Raw genomic sequence first — 26,681 nt, 5'->3', positions numbered from 1 at the left:
AACGTTCACGAGTCGCCGATAAATCCCGAGCCGGCATAGAGATGAAGCACGGGCAGCCCCAACTGGTCCTGGGCTTTGTTCGCCCAGTCCGTGTGGAAGGTATCGGCAATCGCGTGCGGGCGGGTGACCACGACGGCCTGTGCCGCGTTGAGTGCCTTGACCTTGGACACCAAGCCCGCCACGGCACCGCCGTCGACGATTTCACCCGTGACGCCGCCACCCAGCCCATCCAAGGCGACGAGGGAAGCCGACAAGGTCTCCGCAGCCTGTGCCCGCTCCGACTGGGGATCCGGTGCCTCCGCGATCAGGTCCCGGAATGCCTTGGCTACGTCAAGCAGTGAGAGGTTCTCGAGGAAGTCGACCAACAAGTGCCGTTCCGTGTTCGACGGCACCAACACCACCAGGGGCGAGTCTCCGCCGTCGATCAGCTTGGCAATATTGACGCGGTCGTCCGGGCCGAGAGGCTCTTCGGTAAGGATCACGATTGGTTCACTCATGGCTACAGCGTAGACCTGAGCTGCGCCGGGAGGCATGGTTTGGTGCGGCAATTCTGTTGTTCCTATGGCGTCGTGTCCCGGGACGAAACGCCACAGGGGGCGCTGTTCGGAACACTGCCCCGCAACCGGGAGAATGGTCATATGGCATCCATGACCCGAGCTGCTCCGACCGTTGAGAACGGCGCGAAAATGTCCGTGCGCGCCAAATGGGCCGTTGCCGGGATCGTTGCCGGAAGCGGCATCGCCGGCTTGCTCGGCGCAGGTTCTTCCGCGCTCGCAGCCTATTTCGCCCGGCGGGTCATCACCCCTTCAACGCGGGAAGCCGACCAGGAAGTGTTGGCGGTGGTGCGCGGCGACAAAGGGCTTCAGGTCATCCTCGCAGCGACCCCCGACACCACCGTCGACGGCGTCTTCAGCCTCTACTTCGCGGGCGGGACGGGGTTCGCGCGGATCGGACGGATCGTGTCCTATTCACCCGCTGAGCGGACGGTGCAGCGCGAAGTCGAGGAAGTCTACAGCGGGGATCTGGCGGCAGCCCGGCGCGCATGGTGGAGCGGTGCAGTCTATGACTCCCCGGCGGCGCTTGGCCTGGATTCGGAAGACATACAGATCGACGTCGAGGGTGGCCACGCCCCTGCGTGGCTGATTCCGTCGGGCGCGGGGGAGCCGGCGAAGGTGTGGGCGATCATGGTCCATGGCCGTGGTGCTACCCGGCTCGAAGGCTTGCGCGCCGTGCGCACCGCTCGCGAACTCGGGCTCGACAGCCTCCTGGTTTCGTACCGGAACGACGGACTGGCACCGTCGGCCCCCGACGGGCGTTACGGCCTGGGGTCCACGGAATGGCACGACGTCGACGCCGCCATTGACTACGCCCTCGCCCAAGGCGCCCACGAGGTGGTCCTGTTCGGTTGGTCGATGGGCGGGGCGATCTGCCTGCAGACGGCCGATCTTTCGCGCAACCGCCACGTGATCAGGGCCATGGTCCTGGACGCGCCGGTCATCGACTGGGTCAACGTCCTGGCACACCACGCACAGATCAACAGGATTCCCTACGCCGTCGGCCGCTACGGACAGCTGATGTTGGGGCACCCTTTGGGCCGGCGCCTCACCGGCCTCGCCGCGCCCGTCGACTTGAAGGCGATGGACTGGGACACCCGTGCCGTCGAACTGCGGACTCCGACGCTCGTGATCCATAGCGTGGATGACGAATACGTTCCCTACGAGCCCTCGGCCAGCCTCGCCGAAAAGAATCCGGACATGGTCACCTTTGAGCCCTTCGACGGCGCCCGCCACACGAAAGAGTGGAACGTGGATCCGCAGAAGTGGGAACGGCTGGTGAGCTCGTGGTTGGCTCCACGGCTCACGCCCCGTGGCGGGCCGGCGTCGGATTGAGAGCCTTGGCGCCCGTGCTCCCTGCGCTTGCTAGGGGCTGCCGATCGGCGCAGTCCGGGCGCCGGTCAGCCGAATAAGGTCTGCGGGATCCAGCTCAATGTCCAGGCCACGGTGTCCACCCGAGACGAGGATCGTGCCGAAGGCCAGCGCCGATTCGTCGAGCACCGTGGGCGATGCCTGGCGTTGGCCCAGCGGGGAAATTCCACCCAGGACATAGCCGGTGCGTCGCTCGGCCATCTTGGGATCGGCCATGGTGGCCTTCTTGGATCCGAGAGCCGCGGCAATTGCCTTGAGATCCAGCGTGCCACTGACCGGAACGATGCCGACCGCCAGCTTGCCTTCAATGTCCACCATCAAGGTCTTGAAGACCCGCCCGGGATCGATGCCGAGGACCTCGGCTGCCTCGAGGCCATAGCTGGGCGCCGAAGGATCATGCGCATAGGGGTGCAGCGTGAAAGGAACGCCGGCCGCAGCCAGTACGGCTGTGGCCGGCGTTCCCTGTGCAGCCTGTTTCCTGGCCATTCCCGGAGTATCCCGGATCAGGACAGCAAGCGGTCTGCCGCGGCGACTTTGCGCTTGATCCGCCCCAGCATGGCCGTCATCCCGCGCATGCGCAGCGGTGTGATGGCCCGGGTGAGGCCCAGCAATTCGGGCATGTCGTCGGGAACAGCCAGGATCTCTGCGGCAGTCAGCCCGTCCAGGCCCTCGTGCAAAACCCCCGCGAAGCCGCGCGTGGTGGGCGCCTCGGGCGGTGCCTTGAAGTACAAACGGTACGCGACGCCGTCGGGGGTCTTTTCCTGCTCAATGGTCAGGAACAGGGGCGACTGGCACTCCACCACTTGCTCCAGGAGCTCGGGGTGGTCCAGCAGCCGTTCCGGCAAGGCCGGGAGCCCGCGCGAGAAATCAAGCAACAGCTGAAGGCGATCGGGCTCGGTCAGTGCCTGGAAGTCATCGACAATTTCCGCCAGTGCGGCGGGCAAGGTATTGGTACTCATCACTTCCAGCTTACGCAGGTCCGGGCCGGTCTGGCTCCCTGTTGCGTCAATATGGCCGCGCCAGGACGGCAAGGCACGGAGGTCCGGACTACTTTCCGGCGAGTGCGGGGACGGAGCCCCGCTCGGCGCCCTTGACGATCGGGACGCGCACTGCATTGCCCCACTCTGTCCAGGAACCGTCGTAGTTGCGGACCGTTTCGAAGCCAAGCAGGTACTTCAGCGCGAACCAGGTGTGGCTGGAACGCTCGCCGATGCGGCAGTAGGCCACGACGTCGTCGCCTTCCGTGAGGCCTGCTTCTCCGAGATAGAGGTCCTCAAGTTCGGTCCGGTTGCGGTAGGTGCCATCTTCGGCAGCGGCGCGTGCCCACGGGATCGAGGCTGCGGTGGGAATGTGGCCTCCACGCAGGGCGCCTTCTTCGGGGTAGGCCGGCATGTGGGTGCGCTGGCCGGTGTATTCCTCGGGGGAGCGGACGTCGATCAGCGGCTTGCCGAAGTGAGCCAGGACATCGTCCTTGAAGGCGCGGATCGGGGCGTCGTTGCGTTCGATCACAGGGTATTCGCCCGCGGCGGGCTGGGGGACGTCGGTGGTGACTTCGCGGCCTTCGGCGATCCACTTGTCGCGGCCGCCGTCCAGGAGCCGGACGTCTTCGTGGCCGAAGAGGGTGAATACCCAGAGGGCGTAAGCGGCCCACCAATTGGACTTGTCGCCGTAGATCACCACGGTGGTGTCACGCGAGATTCCCTTGGCGGCCGCCAAGGCTGCGAACGCTTCACCGTCGACGTAGTCCCGCGTGACTTCATCGTTCAGGTCGGTGTGCCAGTCGATCTTGACTGCCCCCGGGATGTGGCCGGTCTCGTACAGGAGGACGTCTTCGTCGGATTCGACAACAACCAGCTTGCCGTCGCCGAGCGCACCGCCTTCAAGGGCTGCGGCGAGCCACTCGGTGGACACCAGCCGTTCCGGATGGGCGTACGCGGCGAACTTCTCGTTCTGTTCAACGGGGTAGGACATTGGTATGGCCTTTCACTGACACTTTCACTGACACCGGGCGGCGCCGGGCGATAGGACGTGCCCGGGCATTAATCCCACAGTATCGAGGGCCAGGGACTAAAGCTCCTCCCCGTTCATATGGTGAAATATGGCCTTCATCACGTGTCCGCCCGGGGCGTGTCATTGCCGGTATTCTTGCTGGGGACTTACGACACGAAGAACGGACCGCATTGGTACAGATCGAACAGCTCGTCGCGCGCACGCCGGCGGCCTCAGCGGATGAGATTCTCAAGGGTTTCTACCCTTCGCCACGGTTCGGAGCGGTGTCCTTCAAGAGCTACCGGCCGGATCCGAACCAGCCCAGCCAAGCCGCGGCGGTCAAGGCCCTGGAAGCTTTCGGGGCGACGGTGGGAGCCGGCGACGGAGACGGTCTTTTCAAGCGCCTTTTCAGCAAGAAGGTCAACACCAGGGCCGGGATCTACCTCGACGGCGGATTCGGCGTCGGAAAGACCCACCTGCTGGCTTCCCTGTGGCACTCCGCTCCCGGGCCGAAAGCCTTCGGGACCTTCGTGGAGTACACCAACCTGGTAGGCGCCCTGTCCTTCCGGAAGACCGTGGAGGCTTTGAGCAGCTACAAGCTTGTCTGCATTGACGAATTCGAGCTCGACGATCCGGGCGACACGGTGCTGATGTCGCGCCTCATGCGTGAATTGTCCGACGCCGGTGTGAAGCTCGCTGCCACCTCCAACACTTTGCCTGGTTCACTAGGGGACGGCCGCTTTGCCGCCGTCGACTTCCAGCGGGAGATCCAGGTCCTTGCGGACCAGTTCGATGTTGTCAGGATCGACGGGGAAGACTTCAGGCACCGCGGCTTGCCCGCAGCCCCGGCACCCTTGAAGACCGAAGACCTAAAGCGGCAGATGCACGCCGAGTTCGATGGCCAGACAGTGGCCGTGGACGATTTCCGTGGCCTGATCGACCACCTCGCGGGTGTCCACCCCAGCCGTTACCGGAAGCTGATCGCAGGAATCGATGCGGTCGTCTGGCGCGATGTTGCAACCATTACGGAGCAGGCCGTTGCCCTGCGCTTTGTGGTGCTGGCCGACCGCCTGTACGACAAGGACGTCCCGATCCTTGCCAGCGGCGTCCCCTTCGACAAGCTCTTCACCGAGGAAATGATGACCGGCGGGTACATGAAGAAGTACTTCCGCGCCGTGTCCCGCCTGACCGCCCTGGCGCGTGAGGGCCAAAACCACGAGCCTTCGTAGGGACCCTGCTGCCCCACTCTAGTTTTGGGGTTCCCTGTCTTTCAGGACCCAACGAACCAGGATTCCGGCGGCGAGTGCCCAGAACGCGGCGCCGATTCCTGCGAAACTGAGGCCCGAGGCTGCGATCAGGAACGTCACGGAGGCTCCGATGCGTTCTTCGGCGACAGCCAGCGCAGAAGCGATGGCGGAGGCCAAGGTGCCCAGCAGGGCCAATCCTGCGACGGCCTCCAGGAGCCCTGGTGGTGCCGCCGCCACGACGGTCACCAGTGCGGCGGAGAACGCTGCCAGCACGAGGTAGGCAAGGCCGGACGTGAAGGCCGCGATCCAGCGCCGGCCCCGGTCCTCACCCGCTTCTTCCCCGGCTGCCAACGCGGCGCTCAGTGCGGCAAGGTTGATCGCATGTCCACCGAAGGGAGCCCCGAGCGCAGTCCCTGCCCCGGTCACCAACATTGTCTGGCGCCACGGGACGGTGTAGCCGAAGGACTTCAGCACAGCCACCCCGGGAATGTTCTGGGATGCCATGGTGACAATGAACAAGGGCAGCGCGACGCCGGCCACCGAGCTCAGCGTGAAAGCGGGGGTGGTCCACTGCAACCCGGGCAACAACCGGCTCGTGGGAATGCCCGCACCGTTGGCCACGATATAGAGTCCAATGACGGCCAACGCCACCAACAATGCGGCAGGGACCGACCAGCGGGGCGCCAGCTTCATCATGACGAGCCAGCAGAGGATCACGGGAGCCACCAGCAGGGGAGCGGTGCCCAAGGCCTTGAACGGGGCAAGGCAGAGGGACAGGAGCACTCCGGCCAGCATCGCCTGGGCGAGGGCCGTGGGAATCTTCGCCATCAGCTTGCCGAGAGCCGGAATGAGCCCCGTCAGGGCGATCAGCACCCCGGCGACAAGGAAGGCGCCGACGGCGGCCGGCCACCCGCCGTCGGGCACTCCGGCTCCTGCCAGCAAAGCGGCGCCGGGCGTCGACCACGCGAGCGTAACCGGCAGGCGCGAGCGCCAGGACAGCCAGAGCACTCCGACCCCGAAGGTGAGAGTGAGGGCAAGCAGCCCGCTGGCGGCCTGTTCCTGAGTGGCCCCCATCGCCCTGAGGCCTGCGAGCACCACTGCGAAGGATGAAGTGAAGCCGACCAGCGCGGTCACGATTCCGGCCACAAGCGGACGGGAGAGCTGCCGCGAAGCGGGCGCTGGACGTGTCTGTCCGGTGTGGAGAGGTGACGCTGGCATAGTCCCTCACGTTACCGGAGCCGCTGCCCGTCTGCCGAGGACGCGGCGGTTAAACGCCAAGGGCACCGGCGGCGCCTCGCGGCGGGACCGGTGCCCCGTTGACGTAACTGTATTCGGGAGCTCTGGCCGGTTGAACCGGCTACGGAGCCTCATTGGCGGAGGGAGCTGCCCGGGCCGAAGCCCTTACAGCAAACCGTCGAGGTTGCCCACGAACCTGGAAGCGGCTCTCTGAACCGCATCTAGTCGTCGATAAAATCGGCGGCCTATTCGATGCCATCCTTGATGGCTTCTTCATTGCCACCAACGAGGTCCTGAACTTTGCCCTTCAGATCGTCAAATAATCCCACGGGCACCTCCTTTCCATCCCGGAGCCAGTTCGCTCCTCCGTTTTCGATCCTAACCCGAGACCTTGGAGGTGCCAAGGGAAAATTTGACTGGGATGTCAAATGCCTCTTGGAGGGGGTCACAGCTGGGCCTCGTGGGCAGAAAGCTCCTGATGGCGGGGACTGTCCGGGTTCATCAGGGAATGCTTGCGGCCGTAGCTGAAATAGATCACGAGTCCGATGGCCAGCCACACGACAAAGCGCAACCAGGTTTCCCAATGCAACTGAGTCATGAGGAAGGCTGACGCAAGCATGCCGAATGCCGGAACCACGGGCATGAACGGCAGCCGGAAGGTACGCGGCGCGTCGGGCTTCTTGTACCGAAAGATGATGACCGAGAGGCAAACGACGACGAACGCGGCCAGGATACCGATGTTGGTCAGGTCCGCAACTGCCTTGATGGGGAACACTCCCGCCAAGAATGCCGACGCAAGGCCTGCAATCCACGTGACACGCTGCGGGGTGCCATGGCGGTCCGTCTTCGCAAACCAGCCCGGGAGCAGGCCGTCACGGCTCATGGAGAACCAAACACGGGTAACGCCGAGGAGGAAGGTCAACATGACGGTGAGGATGGACAGGACGGCGAACACCGAGATGATGGTCGCGATGACAGGCAGGCCAACACCGCTGAAGGCGGAGGCGAAACCGGCCGTCGGGTTGATGTCCTTGTAATTCTGCATGCCGGTGAGCACCAGCGTCGCCGCAACGTAAAGGAGCATTGCGATGACAAGCGAGAGCACGATCGCCTTGGGCATGTGCTTCTTGCCGTCCTTGGCTTCCTCGGCCGCGGTGCTCATGGCGTCGTAGCCGAACACGGCGAAGAACACGGTGGCCGAACCGGCCACCACCGGGCCGAAACCGCTGGGCATGAACGGGTTGTAGTTGTTGGTGTTGATGTAGAAGATGCCGAGGCCGATGATGAACAGGATCAGGACCACCTTGATGGCCACCGCCACCAGCTCGAAGCGGCCGAAGGCCTTGGTTCCACGGGACAGGATCCAGGTGACCAGCAAACAGACCAGGATGGCAGGTAGGTTGATGATGCCGCCGTGCCCCTCGTCCGCCGTCGAGGTCATCCACGCCGGCATGTGGACGCCGATCCCGGAAAGGAACGCGTCGAAGTATCCGGAAATGCCGATCGCGACGACGGCGACGATTGCGATGTACTCCAGCAGGAGGTCCCAGCCGATGAACCATCCGATGACCTCGCCGAGGGCAACGTAGCCGTAGGTGTAGGCGGATCCCGCGCGGGGAATCATCCCGGCGAATTCGGCGTAGGAAAGTGCTGCGGCCGCTGAGGCAAGCCCCGCGACGAGGAACGAAATCAGCACAGCGGGGCCGACGCCCGGCGTGTCCGCGCTTCCGTGCGCCACGAGACCAGCCAGGGAGAAGATCCCGACGCCGATGATGCCGCCGACGCCGATTGCAGTCAGTTGCCAGAGGCCCAGGCTTTTGAAGAGTCCGCTGTGCTTACTTTCCTCCTCGATGTCATCAATGGGTTTCTTCCTCATGATCGAACGGACGAGTGTTTGTTGATTCACTGTGTGCTCCTGCCTTGCGGCGTTGGCGAATGACTGCCCGAAGAAAAGTATGCGATCCGAATCACATTGGATAAAGTGATTTTTGCTGAGTAGTATCGATCAGTTTTGCCGATCCTTCCGACATGCGGACCCCGTAGGCGAGCGTCCAGGGCACAAAAAAAGCAGCTCCGGCGGAGCTGCTTGGATAGATGTCCCTGCTTTAGGCCAGCGGAACCGGGCCGGGATAGGGGAGTGGAGCGGACGACGAGATTCGAACTCGCGACATCCACCTTGGCAAGGTGGTGCTCTACCAGCTGAGCTACGTCCGCACATGATGCGTTCCGGCGGGCCGGACCTTCATCAACAAGCAAGTTGCCTTGCCTTGGTGGGCGATACTGGGATCGAACCAGTGACCTCTTCCGTGTCAGGGAAGCGCGCTACCGCTGCGCCAATCGCCCGGATCGGCATAAGCCGGCCGGCCCGTTTCCGGGACCTTAAAATACGAGAGCGGACGACGAGATTCGAACTCGCGACATCCACCTTGGCAAGGTGGTGCTCTACCAGCTGAGCTACGTCCGCACATGATGCGTTCCGGCGGGCCGGACCTTCATCAACAAGCAAGTTGCCTTGCCTTGGTGGGCGATACTGGGATCGAACCAGTGACCTCTTCCGTGTCAGGGAAGCGCGCTACCGCTGCGCCAATCGCCCAAATGCAATCCGGCCTGGACCGGAAACCAAGGTTTTCACCGAGGTGGGTACGGGATTCGAACCCGTGTATACGGCTTTGCAGGCCGCTGCCTCGCCTCTCGGCCAACCCACCGTGTAAGCACGATTCCTGAGGTTCCAAGAACTCAATGCCGTGACAGTGTCCTGCGAGCGGACGACGAGATTCGAACTCGCGACATCCACCTTGGCAAGGTGGTGCTCTACCAGCTGAGCTACGTCCGCATGTCTTCTTGGACGGCCTGTCCGCAGCGGGCATTCCGTCGCTTTCCGACGAGTAAAAACTCTATAGGAGGTTCCGGGAAACTCCAAATCGATCTGCCCGAATCGTACGCAATGAGCGATAGTTCCTTGGATTGGCGCGGATTTTGCGAGTTACACCAATGTGATTCACACGCATTTTCGCGGTGGTTGCCCCGATTTTTGAATTCCGGCCGGGGTCGGTTAGTCTTCTTGTGCACGGGCGATTGGCGCAGTGGTAGCGCGCTTCGTTCACACCGAAGAGGTCACTGGTTCGAACCCAGTATCGCCCACCAGGAAAGGGAGCTCCTCCGGCCGCGGAAACGCAGGTCGGAGGAGCTCCCTTTTGTTGTCCGGATGCCACAGGCTAGCGCTTCCCTCCAGCTCCTCCCGGCATCCCGGCCTTGATCAGGTCCATGACCGACGAGTCCGCCAAGGTCGTGACATCCCCGATCGGCCGGTCCTGTGCGACGTCCTTGAGCAGCCGCCTCATGATCTTCCCGGACCGGGTCTTGGGCAGTTCAGCCACCACCATGATCTGGCGGGGCCGGGCGATTTTGCCGATTTCCCTGGCAACATGCTCACGCAGCTCCTGCACCACTTCCGGGCCGCCGTCGCCCGCCTCGCTGCGGAGGATGACGAAGGCGACGATCGCTTGCCCCGTGGTTTCGTCGGTGGCGCCGACGACGGCGGCTTCCGCGACTTTCGCATGCGAAACCAGTGCCGATTCGATTTCCGTCGTCGAGAGCCGGTGCCCAGCCACGTTCATCACATCGTCGACCCGGCCCAGAAGCCAGATATCTCCGTCCTCGTCCTTCTTCGAGCCGTCTCCTGTGAAGTAGAGACCCGGGAACCGTGACCAGTAGGTCTCCACGTACCGCTCGTCGTCGCCCCAGATGGTGCGCAGCATGGAGGGCCACGGCGCCTTCAACACCAGATAGCCGCCGGAACCGTTGGCAACCGGCGCCCCCGCGTCATCCACGACGTCGGCCACGATCCCGGGCAGCGCTTTCATGGCGGCACCCGGTTTGCCCGCCGTAACTCCAGGGAGCGGACTGATCATGATGGACCCGGTCTCGGTCTGCCACCAGGTGTCCACAACGGGAGTGCGGTTGTGCCCGATGTTTTCCCGGTACCAGATGTACGCTGCCGGGTTGATCGGCTCGCCCACCGTCCCGATCACACGCAGGCTCCCGAGGCTGTACTTTGCCGGTATCTGGGCGCCCCACTTCATGAACGTGCGGATCGCGGTGGGGGCGCAATAGAGAATCGAAACTTTGTACTTGTCGATGATTTCCCACCAGCGGCCTTGGTGCGGGGTATCGGGAGTCCCTTCGTACAGCACCGAGGTGGCGCCATTGGCCAGGGGACCGTACACGATGTAGCTGTGCCCGGTGACCCATCCGATGTCCGCTGCTGTCCAGAAAATGTCGGAGGCAGCTTTCAGGTCGAACACAGCCCAATGCGTGTAGGCGCATGTCGTGAGGTAGCCGCCGGTGGTGTGCAGAATGCCCTTGGGCTTGCCGGTTGTCCCCGAGGTGTACATCACGTACAACGGATGCTCGGCATCGAAAGCTTCGGCCTGGTGGTCAGTGGACGCCAACTCAACCGACTCATGCCACCAGATATCCCTCCCCTGGATCCAGTCGATCTCCTGGCCTGTGCGTCGGACCACGAGGACGTTGCGGACGTCCGGGCAGTCCAGCAGGGCCTCGTCGACGGCGGGCTTCAGCCCGGTTGCCTTGCCGCGGCGGTAGGCGCCGTCGGAGGTGATGACGATCCGGGCGTCGCAGTCGTGGATCCGCGTCCGCAGGGCGTCCGCGGAGAACCCGCCGAAGACGACGGTGTGCGGAGCCCCGATCCGGGCGCAAGCCAGCATCGCCACGATGGTCTCCGGGATCATCGGCATGTAGATGGCCACCCGGTCTCCTGCCGTGACGCCCAAATCAGTCAACGTATTCGCTGCCTGGCAGACCATGTCCGTGAGCTGGGCATAGGTGATGGTGCGGGTATCTCCGCCTTCCCCTTCGAAGTAGTAGGCGATTTTGTCTCCGCGGCCGGCGACGACATGCCGGTCCAGGCAGTTGTAGGCTGCGTTCAGCTTGCCCCCGACGAACCATTTGGCGAATGGCGGCTTGGACCAGTCCAGGACCTCTGACCATTTTTGCGACCAGTCCAGCCGCTCCGCCTGCCTCGCCCAGAAAGCCAGCCTGTCGGCGTCGGCCTCTTCATAGTCCGACGCCGTGGCGTTGGCTTTGGCGGTAAAGCCGGCTTCCGGGGGGAATCGCCGTTGTTCGTGCAGCAGGTTTGCGAGGGTTTCATCCGGTTCTGTCGGGTAGTCGGCCATCACCGGTCACCGTGGTCCCACGGGAAGCAGGACTCGTTTGAACGTAAAGTTCGCGACCACCGCGAGGGAGCAGTACCAGGCGATGAGCGCAGTCACAATGCCCAGCCAGCCGCCGAGCATCGTCATGGTGGCGGACGCGGCGAAGGCGCCGATGAACAGGGCGATGAAGGTCAGCGTCAGGGCAACGAAAACCGCGAAGACGCCCATGCTGACACGCCACGCGGCAATGGTCATGTAGGCGGTGAAGATGGCCCACGCCAGCAGGTAGAGACCGACGCCCTTGCCGGCGTCCGCCGGTGGAAGGCCGGCCGCGCTGAACTGGGCCAGGAACCAGAAGGACAGCCAGAACGCCCCGTACGAGCAGAAGGCCGTCGCGCCGAAGACGTTGCGGTTGGCAAATTCCCAGATCCCGGCGCCGAACTGCGCGAGGCCGCCGTAGAAGAGAGCCAACCCAAGGACCACGGGTTCGTCGCCCTTGGCGATCAGGCCGGCATTGACGACGCTCAAGACAAAAGTGGTCAACGCGAATGCGCCCAAACCCAAGGCTGCAGGATCGGCAAACGGGGGACTGGCGCTCGCCTGCGGGGATGCCGCAACACTCTGGGCTGAGAGGGGGTTTCCAGCCCGGTGACCACTATCGGCCGGGGTGGTTCCCGCGGCAGAACTTGATTCGATACTCATGGCACGACTCCTTGGTCAGCACCAGCACCATCACTGGTGTCGCATATCAGGTTACACCTGAGTATGCAAGTCACAATCGAAACCCCGTGTGGTTCAAATCACAGTATCTTGTGATGTAAGTCACACTTGGGAGCTTCGCTGTTATCCGCGGGGCGCTGCCCTGACCACCCTGTTCCTTCCGAGTGACTTGGCTTCGTAGAGGGCCGCGTCTGCAGCGGCAATCATCGCGGTGAGGTCGACGGCGTCGAACCCGGTGGAGGTGACTCCGTAACTCACGGTAGGAATGTGGATGTCCTCGAAGTCTTTGCGTGCCGCCAAGGCACGATTGATGTCGGCCGCGATGCTTTCGGCCCGTTCCTGGCTGGCTCCCGGCAAAAGCAGGATGAACTCTTCGCCCCCGTATCGTCCGACCAGGTCGGTGGATCGTACCGACTCGTTGCACGCAGCCGCGAATGCCTGCAGTGCGGCGTCGCCGGCGGCATGGCCGTACTCATCGTTGATCGCCTTGAAGTGGTCCAGGTCGGCCAGGATCAAGGAAGCGACCGAGCTTGAAGCGTGGAGGCGCTCGAGTTCCTGGGTGGCCAGGTCCATGAAAGTGCCACGGTTGAGAAGTCCGGTCAGGTTGTCGCGGGCAGCGCGCTCACTGAGCCGGTTGATCAGCTGATCGTTGCTGAGGGCGGTCATGCTGAAGGACACGGCAACCAGGAGTACCAGCGTGACGAGGCTGGCAATCGACGGGCCAAAATACATCCGGAAGGTCGGGCCGGTGGGACCTTCGACGAGGTAAACGGCAAGGCGGCAAAAATAGTAGGCGGCAAGGAAACCGGCGGCCAGGGCCATCGACTTGTGCACATGGGAGTAGCTGGAATCCAGGCGCCACAGATCGCGGGACGCCAAAGCGATGCCCAGCGTCATGAACCCCAGATATACCAAGCCTCCGGACCAGGTGTTGTAACCGGGGCTCTCCAACACGGAGGCAAGGGCCGTGACTCCACACGCAGTAGCAAACTGCCATTTGGGGGGCGGCAGCATCCTCAAGGACCGGGCGCCGGTCCACACGCTCAGCGCGCCGGCCACCAACAGGACGTTCCCCGAGGGATTCGCCCAGACTTGATGTGGCGTCCCGTTGAGGAGGAAGGCCAGGTTTCCAGCCAGGAAGCACAGGAGTGCGATGCACCACCACCCGTTGTAGGACGATCGCGTGCGCCTGAAGGATGCATAGAACAAAAGGAGCAGCGTCAGGGCGACAACGCCAAGGGCGACTCGCAGGGTTGTTATATCGAGGACCAAGATTTGCTCCCGTAGCCGAGGACGTGACCAATTATGGCACCGTGAGTCACAGAACCAAGTGCACCATGCGTACGGTCTTGTTAACTAGCGCGCTAAATAGCGCGCCCGGGACGTCCCGTGCTCGGCCACAAAGGCTCCGCGTCTTCTTGTCAGCGGTGTGTGAAAGAGTTTTCCCATGACAGATCCACTGCTTGCCCATGCCACCGAATACGGCCGGATGTATGCCCGGTCCACGTCCGAGGCCTTCTCGGTTCCTTCCATCACCACGGTGATCGGCCAGCAGGCCCATTCCCTGGACGGCTGGTTCGGCTACATGGGTGCCAGCAGCTTGGCGAAAGACCCCGAACTCCCGCAGCACCTTTCCAGTCCTGCCAAGTTGAGGCAGGCGGTCAACAAAGCCGCCAAGGCAGCGGAGGTGTACCGGGACGACGCTGCGCGCCGCGGAGACCGCGTGCACAACTACTGCGAGCAAGTGGCGCTCCGCGCCCTCGGACGCCCGCACCGCGTGAAGGAAACACTCGATGAGCTCGTTTCACAAGGAGAGGAAGCGTTCGCGGCCCGCTTCGATGAATGGTGGGAGTTGTACCGGGTGGAACCCATCGCGCCCGAGATCACCGTGTGGAACGCCAGCGTGGGCTACGCCGGAACCCTGGACCTCGTGGCCAAAATCAATGGCAGGGTCTGCCTGATCGACTACAAGACCAAAGGCACCACCCGCGATGGAACGGTGAAACCCCTCGATGACAAGGTGGTGATGCAGCTTGTCGCGGGAATGAAAGCCGAGGAGAGCCTTGTGGATCCAGTGGCAGGGGAGTGGGAGCCGTGGAAATACGGTGAAAACCCGGTTCTCCTCGCGGTGGCTATCGGCGAGACCGAAGTGCGTCCCCAGCGGGCCAACCCGGACGTCCTCAAACACCATTGGTGGAAGTTCTGCGCCTTGAAGAGAGTGTGGGAGATGTCTGCCGACGTGGCCGCAGCCGGAACGGCGCTGCTCCCTGTGGCTCCGCCGTCTTACCCTGCCGCCACGGCATCCGCAGGCTCAACTAAACTGGCCTAGGCCCCTTTTGCCGGGACCGAAGCTTCGCCGATCGTGAGGAAAGACAGCACATGGCCATTTTGAGTATCCGTATCATCGGCGATCCCGTGCTCCGCACAGTTGCTGATCCAGTCACGGAATTCGGGCCTGAGCTCGCCAAACTTGTGTCGGACATGACCGAGACGATGGAAGACGTGGACGGTGCAGGGCTCGCCGCGCCGCAGGTCGGCGTGAGCCAGCGCGTCTTCACCTACCGGATCGGCGGCGTGGAAGGCCACATCATCAACCCCGTGCTCGAGAGCAGCGATGATTTCCAGCCCGACGAAGTGGAAGGCTGCCTCTCCATTCCCGGACTCGCGTTCCCGGTCCGCCGCCGCAGGACCACCCGTGCCACCGGCGTGGACCTGCACGGCAATCCCGTGTCCGTGGAGGCGGAGGGCATGCTTGCCCGCTGCTTCCAGCACGAGACCGACCACCTTGACGGGATCCTGTTCACTGACCGTCTCGAGGGTGAGGACCGGAAAACCGCCCTCCGGGCCATCCGCGCCGCGGACTACCACTCCGTGACCGAACGGACCACCGCCAAGAGGGCCAACACGGTGGGCTCCAGCTTCGGCAGCTTCGGCGCCGCCGAATGAGGGTGCTCTTCGCCGGCACTCCGGCCGTCGCCGTACCGTCCCTTGACGCGCTGATCGAGGCGGGTTTCGAGGTCGTGGCGGTGCTGACCAGGCCGGATGCCCCGACCGGCCGCAAACGGATCCTGACGCCGTCGCCCGTGGCAGCACGTGCCGCTGAGCTCGGCATCGACATCATCCACGCCTCCAAGGTGGACGCCGGGACAACGGAGCGGATCGCTTCATATGAGCCGGACGTCGCCGCAATCGTGGCCTATGGAGGCCTTGTCCCCAAAGCCGCACTCGGTGTGCCGCGCCACGGCTGGATCAATCTCCACTTCTCCCTGCTCCCCGCCTGGCGGGGCGCCGCACCGGTCCAACGCTCAGTCATCGCCGGCGATGACATCACCGGGGCGGCCACCTTCCACCTGGAAGAAGGACTCGACACCGGGCCGGTTTTCGGGACGTTGACGGAAACCGTCCGCCCCGAAGACACGGCGGGCGACTTGCTGGAACGGCTCTCCCGCAGCGGCGCGGTCCTGCTCACCCAGACTCTGTCCACCGTCGAGTCCGGCAGTGCGGCTCCCGTGCCCCAGCAAGGCGACGTTTCGCTCGCGCCCAAACTGACGCTCGACGACGGCCGGCTCGACTGGACGCAACCGGCCCTCGCCATCAACCGCAGGGCCCGGGGGGTCACCCCCGAACCGGGAGCGTGGACCATGCTCGACGGGCAGCGGGTCAAGCTGGAACCCGTGGGATTGCGCCCGGACATCCGGGACCTTGCACCCGGCAAGATCCGGATTGACGGCAAGAACGTCCTGGTCGGGACCGGATCCCATGCGGTGCAGCTCGGGCAGATCCAGCCTGCGGGCAAAAAGATGATGCCGTCGGCCGATTGGGCCCGTGGTTTGGCAACACCAGAAAGCGTGGAATTCGAATGAATGAGTCCGGCCGGCGCGGCTCCGACAACAGTGGGAACAGGGACGGCGGTAGCCACGGCAACCGCGGTCCCCGCGGCGAAAGCAACCGCAACGCCCAGGGCCGCGAACGCAACAGGGGCCCGCAACGCGGTTTCACCACCAACGCACCGTCCCAGCGGACCCGGCGCGCGGATCCGGCGCGACTGGTGGCCTTCGAAGTCTTGCGCGCGGTCGCTTCGGAAGACGCGTATGCGAACCTCGTGCTGCCCTCACGGATCCGCCACCACCACCTCGACAAGCGCGACGCCGGATTCGCCACCGAACTGAGCTACGGAGCGCTGCGCGGCCAAGGAATGTACGACGCCGTCCTGGCCGAGTGCGTCGACCGGCCGCTCGACCAACTCGATCCGGCAGTCCTGGATGCATTGCGGCTGGGTGCCCACCAATTGCTCGCCATGCGCGTTCCTGCCCACGCAGCCCTCGACCAGACTGTCGGGCTGGCCCGCGCGGTCATCGGGGCCGGCCCGTCGTCACTTATCAACGCCGTGCTCCGAAAAGTCACCGCCCGGACGCTCCCGGAGTGGCTCGACCACCTGCTGGAGAACGAGACCGACGAAACCAGGATCGCCTCCGTACGCCATGCGCACCCGGAATGGATCGTCAGGGCGCTGCGCCAGTCGCTCGTCATGCATGGCCGTCCCGCGAGTGAAATCACCGAACTGCTCGAAGCCGACAACGCCGCCCCTGTGGTGAACCTCGTGGCGCTTCCCGGCATCGGCAACCTCGATGAAGCCCTGGAGAACGGGGCCACTCCCGGTGAACTCGTGATCGACTCGGCGCTGTCCAGCGGCGGCGACCTGGGGCGCATGTCCTCCATCCGCGAGGGCACCACGCGCGTCCAGGACGTCGGATCGCAGCTGGTAGCCCGCGCCGTCGCGGGTGTGGACCTCGGACAGGCCACCCAAGACGGCGAGAAATGGCTGGACCTGTGTGCCGGTCCAGGCGGCAAGGCCGCGCTGCTGGCAGCCCTCGCCCACCAGGAAGGTGCGACCCTCCTGGCCAACGAACCCGCGGAACACCGGGCCAAGCTGGTCAGCCAAGCCCTCTCTGCGGTTCCCGCGGGCTCCTGGACCGTGAGGGTTGGCGACGGCCGCGACGTCGGCACGGAACAACCGGAGGCTTTCCACCGCGTGCTGGTCGACGTTCCCTGCAGCGGCCTGGGCGCCCTGCGGCGCAGGCCCGAGTCGCGCTGGCGCCGGACCCCCAAGGACCTTGCCGATCTCGGACCGCTGCAGCGTGAATTGCTCCATTCGGCCATCGACGCCGTCAAACCGGGCGGAGTGGTGGCGTACGTGACGTGCTCCCCGCACCCGGCCGAAACCACCGCCGTCGTCAGCGATGTCCTGCGCAAGCGGGACGACTTGGAGCAGATCGACGCCGGTGCGGCCCTGGACGCGGTCAGCCTGAGCGGCAACCTCGGCGCCGGGCACGAGTTGACCGCCCAGCTGTGGCCGCACGTGCATCAAACCGACGCGATGTTCCTGGCGCTGATCCGGAAGAAGCCGTAACCTTCGGCGCCTTTCCCCGGCTGAACGTCCCGCGTACCTAAGCTGGAGAATTGCCACAACCACCAGACCGCCACCAACACTGAGGGAACTGCCTTGACTGAGTGCTGTATCAACCCGAGCATCCTGTCCGCGGACTTCGTGAACCTGGAAGCCGAGCTGAAGAGAATCAGCAACGCCGACGCCGTCCACGTCGATGTCATGGACAACCATTTTGTGCCGAACCTGACGCTCGGCCTTCCGGTGGTGGAGCGGATCCAGGCCGTGAGTCCGGTGCCGCTCGACGCCCACCTGATGATCTCCGACGCCGACCGCTGGGCACCGGCCTACGCCGACGCAGGCGTGGCTTCCGTGACTTTCCACGCGGAAGCGGCGATGGCTCCCATCAAGCTCGCGCGTGAGCTCCGTGCCCGCGGTGCGAAGGCAGGCATGGCCCTCCGTCCGGCCACTCCGGTGGAACCGTACCTGGACATGCTCAGCGAACTGGACATGCTCCTCATCATGACCGTGGAGCCTGGCTTCGGCGGGCAGTCCTTCCTGGACGTGACCCTGCCGAAGATCCGGCGGGCGCGGGCGGCGATCGAGGGCTCGGGTATCGGCGTCGCCATCCAGGTCGACGGCGGCGTCACCGAGGAGACCATTGTCCGGGCAGCAGAAGCCGGTGCGAATGTGTTCGTTGCGGGCTCCGCGGTGTACGGACATGAGGACCCCGCTGCCGCCATTGAGCGGCTCCGGGCGGCAGGCCGCGCGGCAATGTGACCGGACGCGCGGCAATGTGACAACAATGACGCAATGGCATGCATATTGCACCGGGAATACATCGTCCATGCCTCCAGTTGTGTCAGAATAGCAACACACATACGTGCTCCGGGGTCGGTGTAATTCCGAACCGGCGGTTACAGTCCGCGACCCGCGAGCCATCGCGTTCCCTCACGGGATTCTCGACGGCGGACGGTTGAACTGGTGGAACTCCAGTACCGACAGTTAAAGTCTGGATGGGAGAAGCACGTACAGTCATGCTTGGGCGTTCCGTGCGCCCGGCATCGCGCTGTCGTACACCCCCGGAGCCATCGCGGCATTCGAGGGAAGGAACGACATGGACTTTCTGCGATGGCTCTTCGAAGCACAGATTCCCGTAGGCGGATCTGTGCTTGTTCTTCGCGAAGTGCTAGGCAACATTTTCGGGCTCGCCAGCGCCCTGGGCGGCATGCGCCGCAAAGTCTGGGCATGGCCCATCGGAATCGCGGGCAACCTGCTCCTGCTCACGGTCTTTCTGGGCAACGTCTTCGGCGCCGCCTCGCCGGCAACCCTGTGGGGCCAGGCCGGACGCCAGATGATGTTCATTACGGTCGCCGTCTACGGCTGGTACCGCTGGCGCCGGGGACTCGAAGCAGGCGCGCATGGCCACGCCATCGTGCCCGGCTGGGCAAGCCCCCCACCGCGGGTCGGCATGGTGGCCGCCATGATTGCGGGAACAGCCGCACTCACTCCCGTCTTCGCTTCCATGGGTTCCTACCCCCCTGTGTGGGCGGACGCCTGGACCTTCATGGGTTCACTCCTGGCGACGTATGGCATGGCGCGCGGCTGGACCGAATTCTGGCTGATCTGGGTCGCCGTGGACATTGTGGGCGTTCCCTTGCTTTTCAGCGCGGGCTATTTTGCCAGCGCCTTCATGTACCTCTTTTACGGGTTCTTCACCCTTGCCGGATTCTTCGTCTGGTGGCGCGCAGACCGACGTGAAAGCCGGCCGCTCAGGCCAACGCCCGAGCCGGAAACCGCAGGAGCCCTCTCATGAGCGACGCTATTGAACCGAATTTTTCGGAAGCTGAGTCCGCGGCCATGGACACGGCGCTGCACGTGGCCCTGCGGGGACACCGCGGTGCCAATCCCTTGGTGGGTGCGGTTGTGCTCGGGTCCAACGGAGAACAGCTCATCACGGGTTACCACCGCGGCGCAGGCACGCCACATGCCGAGGCGGATGCGATCGCCAAGGCGAAGGCGAAAGGCCTCGACCTCGCGGGAACAACCATGGTGGTGACCTTGGAGCCTTGCAACCACGTAGGTCGCACAGGACCGTGCACCACTGCGATCATTGACGCCGGCATATCACTGGTGGTTTACGCCGTCGATGATCCCCACGATCCAGCCGCTGGCGGTGCCGGCAGGCTGCGCGCTGCCGGCGTGGATGTGCGGTCCGGGCTCGCCGCGGCCGAGGCTTTGAAGCTGAACCGCGAGTGGTTCAACGCGGTGGACGCCAGGCGCCCCTTCGTCACGCTCCACATTGCCCAGACCCTCGACAGCAGGATCGCGGCCGCCGACGGAACCAGCCAATGGATCTCCAGCCCTGAATCGCTTGCCGACAACCACGGATTGCGGCGCCTGATCGACGCCATTCTTGTGGGCACCGAGACCGTCCTGGTGGACAACCCTCGGCTGACGGCGCGGGAGAGTGACGGCGTGGAATCGCCAAGCCAGCCGCTCCGGGCCGTCATGGGGCTGCGGGAGGTCCCGGCCGATGCCGCCGTGCGGGGGACTGACGGCAAGTTCATCCATTTGCCGACCCGCGACCCGTCAGAGGCCTTGGAGTTGCTGTTCGCCGAAGGCGTCCGGCACGTCATGGTGGAAGGCGGCTCCCGCATCCTGAGCGGCTTCCTCGCCGCCGGCCTGGTGGATGAACTGATCGTCTATCTTGCGCCCACCCTGTTGGGTGCCGGTACGCCTGCCCTCATGGATCTCGGCATCTCCACCCTCGCCGACGCCCAGCACTGGAACTGGGACGACGCCGGTGGCGGCGCGGTCCATGCGCTGGGCCGGGACCTCAGGCTGCATTTGAGGTCCGGACCATCGGACGGAAACAAACCGGGCTGGAGCAAGTCGCACACCGAACACCACGAACCATTTCCGGGCAAGGACGCCTCGGACACCACCACAGGAGGACACTGATGTTTACCGGAATCGTCGCTGAACAAGGCACGGTGCTGTCCGTCGAGCACGACGGCGAGGCCAGCGCCACGCTGCGCCTCACGGCCCCGAGCACCACCGAAGGCCTTGGCTTAGGCGGCTCCATCGCGGTCAATGGCGTGTGCCTCACCGCAACGGACATCGACGGCCGGGAGTTCAGCGTCGACGTCATGGGCGAAACCCTCGTCCGCACCACTATCGGCGAGCTTGCCGCCGGTGATTCGGTGAACCTTGAGCGTTGTGTCCAGGCGGGCGGCCGCTTGGACGGCCACGTCGTGCAGGGCCACGTCGACGGCGTCGGGCAGCTTCTGGAGCGCGAGTCGCTGGGTAACTGGGACCGCCTCCGCTTTGCCGTGCCGGCTCCGCTGGCACGGTACATCGCCGAAAAGGGCTCGATCGCCGTCGACGGCGTTTCACTCACCGTCACTGCCGTCAGCCCGGCCGAAGAAGTGAACCCCTGGTTTGAGGTGGGACTCATTCCCACCACGCTGGACGAAACCGGGCTCGGGGCCAAGGTCACGGGCGGGCGCGTCAACCTTGAGGTGGACGTCCTCGCGAAATACACCGAGCGACTGCTCTCCTTCGGTTCGGCAACCGCCGCTGGGTCTGCCCAGTGAGCGCCGCACACAACGGCAGTACCGCAGTGGTGCGCCAGGGGCTGGACCCGGTGGAGAAGGCCGTCAAGGCCATGGCAGCCGGCCGTCCCGTCATCGTGGTGGACAATGAAGACCGCGAAAACGAAGGCGACATCATCTTCGCCGCCGAACACGCGACGCCTGCCCTCATGGGCTGGACCATCCGCTACAGCTCGGGAGTCATTTGCGTTCCCCTCGAGGAGTCGCGGGCCGATGCCCTGGCGCTGCCGCCCATGGTCCTGGTCAACGAAGACGCCAAAGGCACGGCGTACACGGTGTCCTGTGATGCTGCGCTGGGCGTAAGCACCGGCATTTCCGCCACGGACAGGGCCCTGACCGCCCGGATTCTGGCTGATTCCAGCAGCACTCCGTCCTCGATCACGCGGCCCGGGCATATTTTTCCGCTCCGGGCCGTTAAGGGGGGAGTGCGTGAACGTCCGGGACACACGGAGGCGGCAGTTGATCTCTGCAGGCTTGCGGGGCTCGCCCCGGTGGGCGTGATCGCCGAATTGGTACATGACGATGGTGAAATGATGCGCCTGGACAGCCTCCGGGAGTTCGCTGCCGAGCATGGATGTCCTCTGATTTCGATAGAGGATCTCGTGGCTTATGTTGTAGCGTCGGAGGCGGGGCACCAGGTTGCAATTCCGGCAGGAAACGAGGAGCAGCGATGACCACAGCGACAACGCAGGACGGCGGCACGCCCGCGCGCGCAACGCATCCCGTGAGCGGCGGCCCGATTGTCCAGCTACCCACCGCCTTCGGTGAGTTCGTGGCACAGGCGTGGACCGACCTCGCCACCGGGGCAGAGCACCTGGCGGTGAGTTCCCCGAAAGCGCCGCTTGCCGGCAAGCCTCCCCTGGTGCGTCTGCATTCCGAGTGCCTCACGGGCGACGTTTTCGGTTCGTACCGCTGCGATTGCGGAGAACAGCTGGCCTACGCCCTGGAACTCATCCGCGAAGAGGGCGGGACTCTCCTCTACCTTCGTGGACAGGAGGGCCGCGGCATCGGCCTGGCCAACAAGATCAAGGCCTACGCCCTGCAGGAGGCCGGATTCGACACGGTCGAGGCCAACGAGCAGCTGGGGCTCCCCGTGGACGCCCGCTGCTACAAGGCCGCCGCCCAGATCCTTGCCGAAATGGGCCTTCATGAAATCCGGCTCCTGAGCAACAACCCGGACAAGCAGAACCGGCTTGCCGCGGCCGGCGTGAAGGTGGTCGAGATGGTGCCCACCGAGGTCCCGTCCCGGGAAGAAAACCTTCGGTACCTCCAGACCAAGAAGGACCGCATGGACCACCGCCTGACCCTCGGTGACGCTGAACCGGCCGGCACGCACGCAACTGCCGGCACGTTTGACCTCGAACAAGACTGAACTTCACCCTTAAGACTGAACGGATCACCACACACCCATGAGCGGACACGGCGCCCCTACCATCGACCTCACCACCCTCAATCCCGAGGAAACCCACCAGCTGAAACTCGCCATCGTGGCTGCCAGTTGGCACACCCAGATCATGGATGGCCTTCTCGACGGCGCGCTGCGTGCCGCCAAGGAAGCCGGCATCGCCGAGCCCACGGTGCTGCGCGTCCCGGGATCCTTTGAGCTTCCCGTCGCAGCTGCACGGCTCGCGCCGCACTTCGACGCCGTCGTTGCCCTCGGCGTCGTCATCCGCGGAGGCACGCCGCACTTCGACTACGTGTGCCAGGCGGCGACGTCGGGGCTCACCGAAGTAAGCGTCCGCACCGGCGTGCCGGTGGGCTTCGGCGTGCTCACCTGCGACACCGAGCAGCAGGGCCTGGACCGCGCCGGGCTGGACGGCTCGTCCGAGGACAAAGGCCACGAAGCCGTGACCGCTGCGCTCTCCACTGCGCTGACCCTCAAGCAGTACGCCTAACAGCGACGAAAGGGATGTGGGCGTGCCGGCACACGTTGTGCGTTCGCTCACATCCCTTCCGTCATTCAATGACCCGACAGGCGGTCACCGGCCGCGAGCAAGTAGGCTGTAGGGCGTGAAGAATTTCGAGACGCTGTTCGCAGAACTGAGCGAAAAGGCAGCGACCCGTCCGGCAGGCTCCCGCACCGTGGCCGAATTGGACTCCGGAATCCACGGCATCGGCAAGAAGGTCGTGGAGGAAGCCGCCGAAGTCTGGATGGCTGCAGAGTATGAATCCGATGAAGCCGCAGCCGAGGAAATCTCCCAGTTGCTCTACCACCTGCAGGTCCTGATGCTCGCCAAGGGTCTGGGCCTGGAAGACGTTTACAAGCATCTCTAGCCACGTCCGCTCGGTCCGGGACCTGAAAAGGTCCTGGCAGAGCCCAGCGTGGCCCCCGCTGACTGCGCCGTCTCTTCCGGGAAGGTCTCTTCCGGGTCCCGTTCCGCGGAAGAAAAGAACAGCGCCGTGAGCACAATGCCTGAAACCTCCCCTTCCACTTCCCAAGAAAGTCCCCCATGCTGCGAGTAGCCGTCCCCAACAAGGGCTCCCTGTCCGAAGCCGCCTCCGCGATGCTGACCGAGGCGGGATACCGCCAGCGCCGCGACACCCGTGAACTGGTCATGGTCGATCCCGACAACGACATTGAGTTCTTCTTCCTCCGCCCCCGAGACATCGCCGTGTATGTAGGCCAGGGCACCCTCGACGTCGGTATCACCGGCCGCGACCTCCTCCTCGACGCGCAGGTCGAAGCAGAAGAGCTGCTTCCCCTTGGCTTTGCCGCGTCCACCTTCCGTTTCGCCGGGCCTGTCGGCGACTTCACCGGCGTCGAGCAGCTTGAAGGCAAGCGCCTCGCCACGAGCTACGACGGCCTCCTGCGCGACTACCTCGCCGAGCGCGGCGTCAAAGCCAAGGTGGTCCGCCTTGACGGCGCCGTCGAGTCTTCCGTGCGTCTCGGCGTCGCCGACGCGATCGCTGACGTCGTCGAAACCGGCAACACGCTCAAGGCTGCCGGAATGGAGATCTTCGGAGAGCCCATCCTCAAGTCCGAAGCCGTCCTGATCCGCCGCACCGGCGAGGGTGGTGCCGCAAACGGCACGGCGAAGGAGATCGAGGTCCTGATCCGGCGCCTGCAGGGCGTGCTCGTCGCCCGTCAGTACGTCCTCATGGACTACGACATCCGCAAGGACCTCGTGGAAGAAGCCGCCACCCTCACCCCGGGCCTCGAATCGCCCACGGTGTCGCCGCTGCGCGACTCGGATTGGGTTGCCGTCCGTTCCATGGTTCCGAAAAAGGAAACCAACCGGATCATGGACGAGCTGTACGACCTCGGCGCCCGCGCCATCCTGGTCAGCAGCATCCACGCCTGCCGCATCTGACACGAGACCATCGAGGAGCAGCAATGGCTGTAGCAGTACGGGTCATCCCTTGTTTGGATGTCGACGCCGGCCGTGTGGTGAAGGGCATCAATTTCGAGGGTCTGCGCGACGCCGGAGACCCCGTGGAGCTTGCGCACCGCTATGACAACGCCGGGGCGGACGAACTCACGTTCCTTGACGTCACGGCGTCGTCGGGCAACCGGGAAACCACGTTCGACGTCGTTCGCCGCACCGCCGAGGAAGTCTTCATCCCGCTGACCGTCGGCGGTGGCGTCCGGGGCGTGGCCGAAGTGGACAAGCTCCTGCGTTTCGGCGCGGACAAGGCCTCCATCAACACGGCCGCCGTCGCCCGCCCTGACGTCATCGACGAGATCACCCGCCACTTCGGATCGCAGGTGCTGGTCCTGTCGGTTGACGCGCGGCGGACCAGGCCCGGCTCCGAGCCCACGGCGTCCGGCTTCGAGGTGACCACGCACGGTGGACGCCAAGGGACCGGAATCGACGCCATTGCGTGGGCCAAGGAAGCCGCGGACCGCGGTGTGGGGGAGATCCTCCTGAATTCGATCGATGCCGACGGTACCAAGGACGGCTTCGACCTGGAACTCATCCGCCTGGTCCGTGCGGCCGTCCACATCCCTATCATCGCCTCCGGCGGCGCCGGCAAACCGGCGCATTTCCCGCCGGCTGTTGAAGCAGGTGCCGACGCCGTGTTGGCCGCGTCAGTGTTCCACTTCGGCCCGGATGACATGATCGCCCAGGTCAAAGCCGCGATCCGCGAAGCAGGCTTCCTGGTCCGCTAGCGGGTCCCACCCCAACTGACTCGCAGTTGTTGTCGTTATGAGCGCTCATAACGACAACAACTGCGAGTCAGTCGGGGTTAAGCGCGGGTCAGAGGCCGACTTCGGCGGACTGGAGCAGCGCGACGGCGTCCGGCTGGCCTTCGAAGGTGACCAGGGCGTGATGCGTTCGGCCATGGGCATGCATGAGGAGTTCACCAGGTTCGCCCACGATGGCGACGGATACGGGCGCCCGCTTGGCAACGTGTCGGGGGCCGGTGGGCCGTACCAGCACGATCCCGAGGTCCACGCCGCGATAGAGAATGGCGGCTCGCTTGATCAATTCATCCCACAAGGCGTCCGAGTATTCCTCGTCGAGGGCCCGTGGAGCCCAACGGTCACCCGCCCTGCGGATGTCTTCCGTGTGAACGAAATATTCAATGAGGTTGGAGGACTCGTCGAGGGCCTTGATCTTCAGGGGAGACAAAGCGGGCGGCCCTGAACGGAAGGTGTTCACCAGCTCGGCGTAATCTTCCGTGGTCTTGAGCTTGGAGGCCAGCTTGGCCGTGGCTTTGTCCGAGGCCCGGGCGAGGCTCTTGATGAGCAAGCCAATACCGACGGCCGCTTTGCGCTCCCGCAAGTACAAGTGCGCGGCGAGGTCCCTTGTCAGCCACCCTTCGCAGAGCGTGGGGGAGTCAGGTCCGGCCGCCAGGAGTGTTTCGGCCAGTACTTCGCGGGAGGGATCGACGAAATGCATCACTTGTGAAACTAGCACGAGACGCTCTCTGTTGCGCAGTGGAACCGCCGCTGAATTTCGCCTCCACTTGAGGCACTAGACTTGATCTGATGTCTGAGCAGTCAACACCCCCAGCCACGCCCGCTGCCGCTTCCGCCGCGGAGCCCGCCGTCGTGCCCGTTAGTCCGCTCCCGCACGAGCTGGCCGCCGCGCTGAAGCGCGATTCCGCCGGCTTGGTGGCGGCGGTCATCCAGCAGTTCGACACCGACGAAGTGCTGATGCTCGGCTGGATGGACGACGAAGCGTTGCACCGGACCCTGACCACGGGACGCGTCACATTCTTCTCCCGCTCCCGCCAGGAATATTGGCGCAAGGGAGACACCTCCGGGCACGTCCAGTTCGTGAAATCGGTGGCCTTGGACTGCGACGGCGACGCCCTCCTGGTCCGCGTCGACCAAGTCGGTGCGGCCTGCCACACCGGTACGCGCACGTGCTTCGATGACCGGAGCCTCGCCGCCGTGACCGGCGAGCGGGACTAACCCGCTACACACCATCCACTGAGGC

The 26,681-nt window shown here is 64.6% G+C and carries 27 protein-coding genes, 7 tRNA genes and 1 riboswitch; of the genes, 18 read left to right on the top strand and 16 right to left on the bottom strand.

The annotated features are described in order from the left end of the window. Window positions 1-5: 5 nt before the first annotated feature. Window positions 6-497 (bottom strand): hypothetical protein, encoded by a 492-nt coding sequence (locus KNN17_RS08360; RefSeq protein ID WP_241708290.1) that lies wholly within the window; start codon window positions 495-497, stop codon window positions 6-8. A 141-nt stretch (window positions 498-638) separates the two neighbouring features. Between KNN17_RS08360 and KNN17_RS08355 the strand changes: the two genes are divergently transcribed. After that, a complete protein-coding gene (locus KNN17_RS08355) occupies window positions 639-1,889 on the top strand; it encodes an alpha/beta hydrolase family protein (RefSeq protein ID WP_241708289.1) in 1,251 nt (416 codons plus the stop codon). Window positions 1,890-1,919: 30 nt separating this feature from the next. Here KNN17_RS08355 and ybaK read toward each other — a convergent pair whose 3' ends face one another. From ybaK to KNN17_RS08340, 3 genes are all read right to left on the bottom strand, one after another. After that, entirely contained in the window at window positions 1,920-2,411 is a 492-nt protein-coding gene (ybaK, locus tag KNN17_RS08350; RefSeq protein ID WP_241708288.1) for a Cys-tRNA(Pro) deacylase, read from the bottom strand. Between the two features lie 17 nt (window positions 2,412-2,428). After that, complete coding sequence (locus KNN17_RS08345) at window positions 2,429-2,884, bottom strand: SufE family protein (protein ID WP_171983380.1); 456 nt, start codon at window positions 2,882-2,884, stop codon at window positions 2,429-2,431. A gap of 88 nt (window positions 2,885-2,972) precedes the next feature. Then, complete coding sequence (locus tag KNN17_RS08340) at window positions 2,973-3,896, bottom strand: sulfurtransferase (protein WP_078105484.1); 924 nt, start codon at window positions 3,894-3,896, stop codon at window positions 2,973-2,975. A 209-nt stretch (window positions 3,897-4,105) separates the two neighbouring features. On the opposite strand from KNN17_RS08340, the gene zapE reads away from it, so the two are divergent. Beyond that, a complete protein-coding gene (zapE, locus tag KNN17_RS08335; protein ID WP_078105483.1) occupies window positions 4,106-5,143 on the top strand; it encodes a cell division protein ZapE in 1,038 nt (345 codons plus the stop codon). A gap of 18 nt (window positions 5,144-5,161) precedes the next feature. Here zapE and KNN17_RS08330 read toward each other — a convergent pair whose 3' ends face one another. From KNN17_RS08330 to KNN17_RS08290, 8 genes are all read right to left on the bottom strand, one after another. Next, on the bottom strand, window positions 5,162-6,379 hold the full coding sequence (locus KNN17_RS08330; RefSeq protein ID WP_241708287.1) for a benzoate/H(+) symporter BenE family transporter: 1,218 nt from the start codon (window positions 6,377-6,379) through the stop codon (window positions 5,162-5,164). A gap of 463 nt (window positions 6,380-6,842) precedes the next feature. Then, window positions 6,843-8,273 (bottom strand): amino acid permease, encoded by a 1,431-nt coding sequence (locus KNN17_RS08320; RefSeq protein ID WP_242598664.1) that lies wholly within the window; start codon window positions 8,271-8,273, stop codon window positions 6,843-6,845. A 262-nt stretch (window positions 8,274-8,535) separates the two neighbouring features. Further along, a tRNA-Gly gene (locus KNN17_RS08315) sits at window positions 8,536-8,611 on the bottom strand. 54 nt (window positions 8,612-8,665) lie between these two features. After that, window positions 8,666-8,740 (bottom strand) — tRNA-Val (locus KNN17_RS08310). 48 nt (window positions 8,741-8,788) lie between these two features. After that, window positions 8,789-8,861: transfer RNA gene (locus KNN17_RS08305), tRNA-Gly, on the bottom strand. Between the two features lie 54 nt (window positions 8,862-8,915). Beyond that, a tRNA-Val gene (locus KNN17_RS08300) sits at window positions 8,916-8,990 on the bottom strand. A gap of 41 nt (window positions 8,991-9,031) precedes the next feature. After that, window positions 9,032-9,102, bottom strand: a tRNA-Cys gene (locus KNN17_RS08295). A gap of 55 nt (window positions 9,103-9,157) precedes the next feature. Further along, window positions 9,158-9,230: transfer RNA gene (locus KNN17_RS08290), tRNA-Gly, on the bottom strand. A 236-nt stretch (window positions 9,231-9,466) separates the two neighbouring features. Between KNN17_RS08290 and KNN17_RS08285 the strand changes: the two genes are divergently transcribed. Continuing rightward, window positions 9,467-9,541: transfer RNA gene (locus tag KNN17_RS08285), tRNA-Val, on the top strand. A 71-nt stretch (window positions 9,542-9,612) separates the two neighbouring features. On the opposite strand, the gene acs is transcribed toward KNN17_RS08285, so the two are convergent. The 3 genes from acs to KNN17_RS08270 form a co-directional block, all read right to left on the bottom strand. Next, the gene (gene acs, locus KNN17_RS08280; RefSeq protein WP_241708285.1) at window positions 9,613-11,592 is read right to left on the bottom strand and encodes an acetate--CoA ligase; all 1,980 of its coding nucleotides are present in this window, start codon (window positions 11,590-11,592) and stop codon (window positions 9,613-9,615) included. A gap of 6 nt (window positions 11,593-11,598) precedes the next feature. After that, the gene (locus tag KNN17_RS08275) at window positions 11,599-12,273 is read right to left on the bottom strand and encodes an acetate uptake transporter (RefSeq protein ID WP_241708284.1); all 675 of its coding nucleotides are present in this window, start codon (window positions 12,271-12,273) and stop codon (window positions 11,599-11,601) included. A 141-nt stretch (window positions 12,274-12,414) separates the two neighbouring features. After that, window positions 12,415-13,563 carry a GGDEF domain-containing protein gene (locus KNN17_RS08270; protein ID WP_241708283.1) on the bottom strand — a complete coding sequence of 383 codons (1,149 nt, stop codon included), beginning with the start codon at window positions 13,561-13,563 and terminating at the stop codon, window positions 12,415-12,417. A gap of 175 nt (window positions 13,564-13,738) precedes the next feature. Here KNN17_RS08270 and KNN17_RS08265 point away from each other — a divergent pair, with 175 nt between their 5' ends. The 14 genes from KNN17_RS08265 (at window position 13,739) to hisF (ending at window position 25,405) form a co-directional block, all read left to right on the top strand. Then, window positions 13,739-14,620, top strand: coding sequence for a cytochrome (locus tag KNN17_RS08265; protein WP_241708282.1), 882 nt, complete (start codon window positions 13,739-13,741; stop codon window positions 14,618-14,620). Window positions 14,621-14,670: 50 nt separating this feature from the next. After that, on the top strand, window positions 14,671-15,237 hold the full coding sequence (gene def / locus KNN17_RS08260) for a peptide deformylase (RefSeq protein ID WP_078105470.1): 567 nt from the start codon (window positions 14,671-14,673) through the stop codon (window positions 15,235-15,237). After that, on the top strand, window positions 15,234-16,154 hold the full coding sequence (fmt, locus tag KNN17_RS08255) for a methionyl-tRNA formyltransferase (RefSeq protein ID WP_241708281.1): 921 nt from the start codon (window positions 15,234-15,236) through the stop codon (window positions 16,152-16,154). The genes def and fmt overlap by 4 nt, the downstream gene beginning before the upstream one ends. Further along, window positions 16,151-17,701, top strand: a complete 1,551-nt coding sequence (locus KNN17_RS08250; protein ID WP_241708280.1) for an RsmB/NOP family class I SAM-dependent RNA methyltransferase — start codon at window positions 16,151-16,153, stop codon at window positions 17,699-17,701. The genes fmt and KNN17_RS08250 overlap by 4 nt, the downstream gene beginning before the upstream one ends. 93 nt (window positions 17,702-17,794) lie before the next feature. Next, window positions 17,795-18,457 carry a ribulose-phosphate 3-epimerase gene (gene rpe / locus KNN17_RS08245; protein ID WP_241708279.1) on the top strand — a complete coding sequence of 221 codons (663 nt, stop codon included), beginning with the start codon at window positions 17,795-17,797 and terminating at the stop codon, window positions 18,455-18,457. 99 nt (window positions 18,458-18,556) lie between these two features. After that, a riboswitch (FMN riboswitch) is annotated at window positions 18,557-18,710 on the top strand. A gap of 84 nt (window positions 18,711-18,794) precedes the next feature. Continuing rightward, the gene (gene pnuC, locus KNN17_RS08240; protein WP_241708278.1) at window positions 18,795-19,493 is read left to right on the top strand and encodes a nicotinamide riboside transporter PnuC; all 699 of its coding nucleotides are present in this window, start codon (window positions 18,795-18,797) and stop codon (window positions 19,491-19,493) included. Further along, a complete protein-coding gene (gene ribD, locus KNN17_RS08235) occupies window positions 19,490-20,641 on the top strand; it encodes a bifunctional diaminohydroxyphosphoribosylaminopyrimidine deaminase/5-amino-6-(5-phosphoribosylamino)uracil reductase RibD (protein ID WP_241708277.1) in 1,152 nt (383 codons plus the stop codon). The genes pnuC and ribD overlap by 4 nt, the downstream gene beginning before the upstream one ends. Next, a complete protein-coding gene (locus KNN17_RS08230) occupies window positions 20,641-21,276 on the top strand; it encodes a riboflavin synthase (protein WP_241708276.1) in 636 nt (211 codons plus the stop codon). The genes ribD and KNN17_RS08230 overlap by 1 nt, the downstream gene beginning before the upstream one ends. Continuing rightward, window positions 21,273-21,968, top strand: a complete 696-nt coding sequence (gene ribB, locus KNN17_RS08225) for a 3,4-dihydroxy-2-butanone-4-phosphate synthase (protein ID WP_139359513.1) — start codon at window positions 21,273-21,275, stop codon at window positions 21,966-21,968. The genes KNN17_RS08230 and ribB overlap by 4 nt, the downstream gene beginning before the upstream one ends. Continuing rightward, entirely contained in the window at window positions 21,965-22,666 is a 702-nt protein-coding gene (ribA, locus tag KNN17_RS08220; RefSeq protein ID WP_241708275.1) for a GTP cyclohydrolase II, read from the top strand. The genes ribB and ribA overlap by 4 nt, the downstream gene beginning before the upstream one ends. Before the next feature lie 37 nt (window positions 22,667-22,703). Next, on the top strand, window positions 22,704-23,189 hold the full coding sequence (gene ribH, locus KNN17_RS08215) for a 6,7-dimethyl-8-ribityllumazine synthase (RefSeq protein ID WP_078105461.1): 486 nt from the start codon (window positions 22,704-22,706) through the stop codon (window positions 23,187-23,189). Between the two features lie 115 nt (window positions 23,190-23,304). Next, window positions 23,305-23,568 (top strand): phosphoribosyl-ATP diphosphatase, encoded by a 264-nt coding sequence (locus KNN17_RS08210; RefSeq protein ID WP_078105460.1) that lies wholly within the window; start codon window positions 23,305-23,307, stop codon window positions 23,566-23,568. A gap of 176 nt (window positions 23,569-23,744) precedes the next feature. Further along, the gene (hisG, locus tag KNN17_RS08205) at window positions 23,745-24,605 is read left to right on the top strand and encodes an ATP phosphoribosyltransferase (RefSeq protein WP_078105459.1); all 861 of its coding nucleotides are present in this window, start codon (window positions 23,745-23,747) and stop codon (window positions 24,603-24,605) included. A gap of 23 nt (window positions 24,606-24,628) precedes the next feature. Next, window positions 24,629-25,405: an imidazole glycerol phosphate synthase subunit HisF gene (gene hisF / locus KNN17_RS08200; protein ID WP_078105458.1), complete on the top strand. Its 777-nt coding sequence runs from the start codon at window positions 24,629-24,631 to the stop codon at window positions 25,403-25,405. An 88-nt stretch (window positions 25,406-25,493) separates the two neighbouring features. On the opposite strand, the gene KNN17_RS08195 is transcribed toward hisF, so the two are convergent. Then, window positions 25,494-26,138 carry a TIGR03085 family metal-binding protein gene (locus tag KNN17_RS08195; RefSeq protein ID WP_078105457.1) on the bottom strand — a complete coding sequence of 215 codons (645 nt, stop codon included), beginning with the start codon at window positions 26,136-26,138 and terminating at the stop codon, window positions 25,494-25,496. Window positions 26,139-26,227: 89 nt separating this feature from the next. Between KNN17_RS08195 and hisI the strand changes: the two genes are divergently transcribed. Continuing rightward, the gene (gene hisI, locus KNN17_RS08190; protein WP_241708274.1) at window positions 26,228-26,656 is read left to right on the top strand and encodes a phosphoribosyl-AMP cyclohydrolase; all 429 of its coding nucleotides are present in this window, start codon (window positions 26,228-26,230) and stop codon (window positions 26,654-26,656) included. Window positions 26,657-26,681 lie beyond the last annotated feature (25 nt).

The organism is Arthrobacter bambusae (assembly GCF_022606295.1).
In the GTDB taxonomy this organism is placed as follows: Bacteria; Actinomycetota; Actinomycetes; order Actinomycetales; family Micrococcaceae; genus Arthrobacter; species Arthrobacter bambusae_A.
The sequence above is the reverse complement of the archived record's forward strand: the minus strand, read 5'-3'. Positions and strand labels throughout refer to the sequence as shown.